3 protein-coding genes and 1 pseudogene are annotated in these 4596 nt (G+C 58.5%); 2 read left to right on the forward strand and 2 right to left on the reverse strand.

Going from position 1 to position 4596, the window contains the following annotated elements:
• Both AB4043_RS15565 and AB4043_RS15570 read right to left on the reverse strand, forming a co-directional pair.
• Positions 1-614, reverse strand: a pseudogene (locus AB4043_RS15565) (hypothetical protein); the annotation flags it as partial.
• Positions 611-1702 carry a hypothetical protein gene (locus AB4043_RS15570; RefSeq protein ID WP_442307461.1) on the reverse strand — a complete coding sequence of 364 codons (1092 nt, stop codon included), beginning with the start codon at positions 1700-1702 and terminating at the stop codon, positions 611-613. The pseudogene AB4043_RS15565 and the gene AB4043_RS15570, both read right to left, overlap by 4 nt.
• Before the next feature lie 194 nt (positions 1703-1896).
• On the opposite strand from AB4043_RS15570, the gene AB4043_RS15575 reads away from it, so the two are divergent.
• Positions 1897-2967, forward strand: a complete 1071-nt coding sequence (locus AB4043_RS15575; protein WP_442302679.1) for a LacI family DNA-binding transcriptional regulator — start codon at positions 1897-1899, stop codon at positions 2965-2967.
• 2 nt (positions 2968-2969) lie between these two features.
• The gene (locus tag AB4043_RS15580; RefSeq protein ID WP_442302680.1) at positions 2970-4544 is read left to right on the forward strand and encodes a sodium:solute symporter family transporter; all 1575 of its coding nucleotides are present in this window, start codon (positions 2970-2972) and stop codon (positions 4542-4544) included.
• The last annotated feature ends 52 nt before the right edge of the window (positions 4545-4596 follow it).

The following is a 4596-nucleotide window of genomic DNA, read 5'->3' on the forward strand; positions in this document are numbered from 1 at the left end:
ACCCACGGCTGGCCGCCATCGACATACCAATGCGCGTAGGCCTCTTGCTCTTTCGCCGCGTGTGTCGCGAATGCTTCCAGCAGTTGTTGCTGCGCAGTTGCCGGGTTCACGCCGTTCAAGCGGACACCCTTCCGTGCAAGCTTGCTGAGGATCGATGCCCGGGACGCATCTGCGCCCTGCCCGACAACGATCAGTGCGAGCCGTGTGGCCTCGTTCTGTTGATTCGGAATGGCGGCAAAGAGTTCACGAGATGCATCATGGAAACTGTTGATCTGCCCGGTAGACCACAGATGCGCGCTCAGGCGCTCCACGAAAACCGCTGGAGAGTTAACCCAGTCCAGCTTCTCCAGCTCCGGCGCCATTGCAATGGCGCGTAAGGGAGCAAGCAGAGCATCGCGCCTTTCCTGCGGAAGAGCCGCAAGGGAATCGCATTGCCAGGCCAGCGTCTTCCTTTCGATGGGAAACCGGGTATCGAGATCAGAGATCTGCGCCAGGAACGACGGGCAGACCGTAAGCGGCAGCTGCCGCAGCAGGGCAAGGTGCTCCACCGCGAAGCTGCGCGCCAGCGGTGGATAGCGGTCGAACGAGGACGGCTGCAGTTGATCCGGTGTCATCGCAGCTCCTCAATGCACCGGCCCGGTGAGTTGGTGCTGAAGCCAAGGTGACAGCCGATGGTCGGCACCAGGTCAATGGACTCAATCGCGCGATCAACGACGGTGTTCTGACGGACATGCGGTCCCAGGGCAAGCAGCCATGTGGTGCGAGCCATTGCGCTGCCGGTGCGATGATGCTGGAATCCATTGCCGGCTGGGTCATCATCGGCATCGCGGCCAAAATCCGGCATGATGTAGACCGTCGTACGGTCCTTATATTCCGGATGAGACTGTACAGCTTTCCAAAGCTCGGCGCAGAGACGGTCAGCGCGCTGAATCGCGTCGATGTACAGCGAGAACGCTCCGGAGTGGGCAACGTCCATATCGTGCAGCGTCAACATCATGAGCGAAGGYGCCTGCTGATCCATCAGCCGCCTGGCAATAAAGATGGAGAGCTCGTCGGCACTGTCCAGGGTTCTGGCATGCTTCACGAAGTCCTGCACCGAGAGCCGCAAGGTCGACTCCAGCGTATCCAGATGCATCTCGTTATCCTGCGCGGTCACTGAGATGTCATACGAGGGCATCTCGTAGTTGTCCTGCAGGAAATGCTGTAACTGATCGTTATCGAATAGATTGGGGGTGTTTCGTGAAGCGGCGCTGAGCAGGCGTTTGGGCAGAATGACACCCGCGCCGAACTGGGGACCGAAGCCCTGGGCGCTGCTGCTGCCGATCTTCTGGAAGCCATTACTGGGGGCAATCACCCATGCATCGGTCTCCGGCCGCCGCAGCTCCCGGCGGAAGTACTCAAAGAGGGTAGGATTCGGCGGCGGCTGGGCGATGAAATTGTTGAACCGTTCGTAAACACCGGTGACGATGCTTGCCGTCGCAACATAGTGACCAAGGATGCCGGCGTTCCGAACCTGAGTGAAGAAGGTGCCCTGAGGCAGCAGGGTATGCAGCAGGTTGGGGATATTCGCCTGGCCCTCTTCCGCGAAGGTCTCCTCATCCCGCGCGCCGCCGCCGAAGGTCACGACGATTGTCTTGTCGGCTGGGCGTATCGCGGAACCGGTCAATGCCAGGCTGCTGCTGAACGAAGTTGCCGAAACCATCCCGACAGCGCCCCGCAGGAAAGCACGTCGTGAAGCTGAAACCGCCTGGGATGAAGCATCGAACTTCATTGAATTAATACAGATATTTCCGCTGTGACATGAAACTTTGAGCCCGATGATATCGTATAAAAACTAGCCCTTTCAAGTTCTGATTTCTCGCAGGAAATGCAGTGCGGCCATTCGGATGCGGAGGAATGGTGCCCGCTCAAAAACGGGTGACGGTAGGTGTCGTGGGTTCTGTAAACATGCGCGAGATCGCTCGGCGTGCAGGCGTGTCTTGTGCCACGGTGTCGCGTGTCTTGAGCGGTTCCTCCCTGGTCCGCGAAGACACAGCTAAAAAAGTCAGACACTTCGTCAGCGAAGCCGGATTCATCCCAAACCCCAGTGCGGCGATGCTGAAGTATGGCCGCAGTCGAACATACGGATTGGTTATACCGGACCTTCGCAACCCGTTCTTTGGGGAGTTCGTAGGCGCCTTCGAAGATCTGCTCATCGACATCGATCACGAAGTACTGCCCATCAGCGTGCAGACCTCCGACAAACTGCTGAAATCTGTCCGGCGCATGTTGATGCGGCAGGTCGATGGCGCTGTCCTGGTCTCCTCTGAGTTTGATACCGGTGCGGTAGAACCATTGCTCCTGCGCCAGATCCCGCTGGTAACCGTGGACCGCCGGTCGGTACAGGTCGGCTGCAGTGACGTTTCCATTGACTATGAGCGCGGCTTCGTCGAAGCCGTGCAACATCTGAAAACCCTTGGGCATAAACGGATCGGGTATATCGGCGGCACCAAAGGTCCTCATACCTCGGAAGTGCGGGCCAATGCGTTCGAACAGGCTATACGCGGCGCCGGTCTGGTCTTCTATCCAGGGCTGACACGGCGTGGGAACTATCAGGTTACCGGTGGTGAAGCTGCCGTTGTGTCGCTGATGCAATTGCCGGCTCCGCCAACCGCGATCATTACCGCCAACGACCTCACGGCTTTAGGAGCGGCGCTCGGCATTCATCGTCTCGGCGGAGTTGTTCCGCGAGACCTTTCGATCGTCGGTGTCGACGACCTTTTTCTGAGTGAGGTCGTGCAGCCTCCGCTTACCACCATCCGCATTCCGCGCAAGCGGCTTGCGACCGCCTGTCTGCAGGCAATGAACTATACGAAACAGAATCTCGATCGAATCGGTGCTGAGTTCTCCGTTCCCACACAACTGATCGTCCGCGAAAGTACCGCGAGGCCGAAGAGTGCGCCGAAGAAGAAGAAGAGCAAGCGTTGAGCATGCAATCCGGAAGGCCTCTGGGTGCCGATCTCGCTTTTTTTGCTGCCTATCTCGTCGCCACGATGGTCATCGGATGGTTCTCGAAACGGCGGAATGTCTCCGTCAACGAATATCTGAATGCGACCCACGTCATGCCTTTGTGGGCGGTGGTCACTGCCTACATCGCGACCAACTGCGGCGCCCTTGAGATTGTTGGACTTAGCGCTATGGCCGCGCAGTATGGAGCGCAGGCGCTTCATTTCTACTGGGTGGGCGCCATCCCGGCCATGATCTTTCTCGCGCTTTGGATGATGCCGATCTATCGGCGAAACAACATCACCAGCGTGCCGGGATATCTTCTTCTCCGCTATGGCCCGCGCATGCGCCTCATCAACGCATGCATCACCGCGATCATGCTTCTGCTTCTGGCCGGCATCAGCCAGTACGCTGTCGCCCAGGTTCTGGTCGCGACCATGTCGCTTCCATTCGAATACGGTATCGCTCTCTGCTCTATCGCGTTGACGATCTATGTGTTGCTCGGCGGCATTCGAGCCACCATCTATAACGAGATCTTTCAGCTTGCCGTCATCGTCGCCGGCCTGCTTCCGCTGGCGATTCTCAGCGCACGCCGCTTCGGAACACTTCCCGCCTGGGCTCTTGGTAACCGTGTGCATCTCTGGCGTGGTCTGCCGCTGGTTGCTCCGCACGCTCCGATGGATGTGCTCGGTGTTGCTGTCGGCCTTGGCCTCGTTCTCAGCTTCGGATACTGGTGCACTGACTTTGTGCTCATGCAGCGTGCCTTCACGGCCCGCACAGAACTTGAGGCCAGGCAGGTGCCGCTATGGGCGGGTTTCGGCAAACACATCTTTTCCATGATCGTGATCGTGCCTGGCCTGGTCGCCTACGGTCTGGTGCCGAACCTGGATCGCTATGACCGAGCGCTGCCATCCCTGATGACCTTGCTCTACGGCCGGTGGCTGACTGACCTGGGGATCACGGCGCTCGCGGCCAGTCTGATGTCGGGGCTGGCGTCGAACGTTTCGGCATTTGCCGCGCTGTGGACCGAAGATATCTACCATCAGGTGCTTCGGTCCGGAAAGTCTGACCGGCACTACCTGACGATGGGACGCGTGGCCGTAATCTTTGCGGTCATCGTCAGTCTGTTTGCGTCCTATCTCAACTTCCTCTTTGCCAACCTGATGGAGCACGTGCAACTGATCTTTTCGGTCTTTGCCGCGCCGTTCTGGGCAGTATTTCTCCTGGGAATCTTCTCTCGCAGAGCTTCGGAACGCGGCGCCATGATCGGTTTCTTCACCGGATCCATACTCTCCTCGCTGCATTCCATCGCTGTCATGCGCGGATGGCTGCACTACGGAAGCACGATGTCCGCAAATTTCTATGCCTCAATTTATGCGTTTACCATCGCAATGGTTGTAGGTTGGCTCTCGAGCCCGCCGGTGACGCTGGATGCTGCGCAGCAGCATGCAACACTCCGCTGGCAACGTGAAGACCTGATCCCGAGAAACCGGATGCTCTGCGTTCTCGCGGTCATCCTGTTCGCCTCCACTATCCTGATGAACATTCTCTGGTGGTAGGGCGAAAGGAAAAGGCCGCCTGACCGTAATCTGGACAGCCCATGCACTGGGT

The sequence above is a fragment of the Terriglobus sp. YAF25 genome, assembly GCF_052113305.1.
Classification (GTDB): Bacteria; Acidobacteriota; Terriglobia; order Terriglobales; family Acidobacteriaceae; genus Terriglobus.

Excerpts from the sequence above, each read along its gene's own strand:
- AB4043_RS15580 (WP_442302680.1), top strand. The coding sequence starts at position 2,970 with ATGCAATCCGGAAGGCCTCTGGGTGCCGATCTCGCTTTTTTTGCTGCC.
- AB4043_RS15575 (WP_442302679.1), top strand. The coding sequence starts at position 1,897 with ATGGTGCCCGCTCAAAAACGGGTGACGGTAGGTGTCGTGGGTTCTGTA.